Origin of the sequence: Dolichospermum circinale AWQC131C (genome assembly GCF_000426905.1) — a bacterium.
GTDB lineage: Bacteria > Cyanobacteriota > Cyanobacteriia > Cyanobacteriales > Nostocaceae > Dolichospermum > Dolichospermum circinale.
This window is the reverse complement of the sequence record NZ_KE384651.1, coordinates 42,912-44,297: the sequence shown is the minus strand read 5'-3', so window position 1 is coordinate 44,297 and position 1,386 is coordinate 42,912. Positions and strand designations below refer to the sequence as shown.

Here is a 1,386-nt window from a genome sequence, read left to right as displayed (position 1 = left end):
ATTTCTCCGTGACCTCTGTGCCTCTGTGGTTCGTTATTCCATGAATCTTGCGTAAGTCCTATTTATTTCTCCGTTCCCTATTCCCTATCTATTCCCTATTGCCTGACTTTCTTTTATGATACCTTCTTATCAATTGCTAAAATCACAGATAAGCCGCTTAGGATTGGCTTTATTGCTGCCAATTTCCTTCGTAGGTAGTCTAACATTGTCTACCCAAATCCAACCTGTTATAGCCCAACCTGGGGGCAATCGTCCTTTGACTATCCGCTCTGATGTTCAGGAATATGATGCGAAAACCCAAGTAATTACTGCCCGTGGTAATGTGCAAATGCTGTATCCGGCTCGTCAAATTCAAGCCACTTCCGCTCAAGCACAATACTTCAACAAGGAAAGACGGATTGATTTCAGTGGCAATGTTTACATTTTACAACAGGGTACTAATAGTATTCGTGCGGAAAAAGTCACCTATTTAATTGACGAAGGTAAATTTATTGCTTTACCTCAGTCTAATCGTCAGGTAGAATCAATCTACATGGTAGAGGACTCCCCAAGACAAACTACTAAACCAGCCCCGAAAACCCCATCCCTAAAGCGTTCTAATTAGCATTTACTACCAGGGAAAAACCTAAGCGTGAAAATTGTTTTAGAGAATATCCAGAAATCCTACGGTAAACGATTAATTGTTAATCACGTTAGCCTTTCTGTTAACCAAGGAGAAGTTGTCGGTTTACTCGGTCCCAATGGCGCTGGAAAAACAACAACATTTTATATTGCTACAGGTTTAGAAAAACCTAATCATGGTAAAGTGTGGTTAGATAATTTTGATATTACTAATTATCCCATGCACAAAAGGGCTAGACTAGGTATTGGCTATTTAGCTCAAGAACCAAGTGTATTTCGTCATCTTTCAGTGCAAGAAAACATTCTCCTAGTATTTGAACAAACTCAAGTTCCTAGAAGAGAATGGGGAAAAAGATTACATATTTTATTGCGGGAGTTTCGCTTAGAAAAAGTGGCTGGTAGTAAAGGTATTCAACTTTCTGGAGGTGAACGACGACGCACTGAATTAGCTAGAGCTTTGGCCGCAGGTAAGGATGGACCTAAATTCCTCTTTTTAGATGAACCTTTTGCAGGAGTTGACCCCATTGCTGTCTCTGAAATTCAGGAAATTGTCGGTCAATTACGCGAACGTGGTATGGGTGTATTAATCACAGATCATAATGTCCGCGAAACCCTGTCCATTACAAACCGCGCTTATATCATGCGCGAGGGACAAATTCTCGCCTTTGGTCATGCTGATGAACTCTATAATAATCCTTTGGTGCGACAATACTATTTAGGTGATAATTTCTCTGTTTAAATTGTTTAACCTACATTCCCCTATCT

The 1,386-nt window shown here is 40.1% G+C and carries 2 protein-coding genes; both read left to right on the top strand.

The features are described from left to right. Positions 1-115 precede the first annotated feature (115 nt). Positions 116-604 carry an LptA/OstA family protein gene (locus tag ACIR131C_RS0119505; protein ID WP_028091521.1) on the top strand — a complete coding sequence of 163 codons (489 nt, stop codon included), beginning with the start codon at positions 116-118 and terminating at the stop codon, positions 602-604. A 27-nt stretch (positions 605-631) separates the two neighbouring features. After that, the gene (lptB, locus tag ACIR131C_RS0119500) at positions 632-1,360 is read left to right on the top strand and encodes an LPS export ABC transporter ATP-binding protein (protein ID WP_028091520.1); all 729 of its coding nucleotides are present in this window, start codon (positions 632-634) and stop codon (positions 1,358-1,360) included. Positions 1,361-1,386 lie beyond the last annotated feature (26 nt).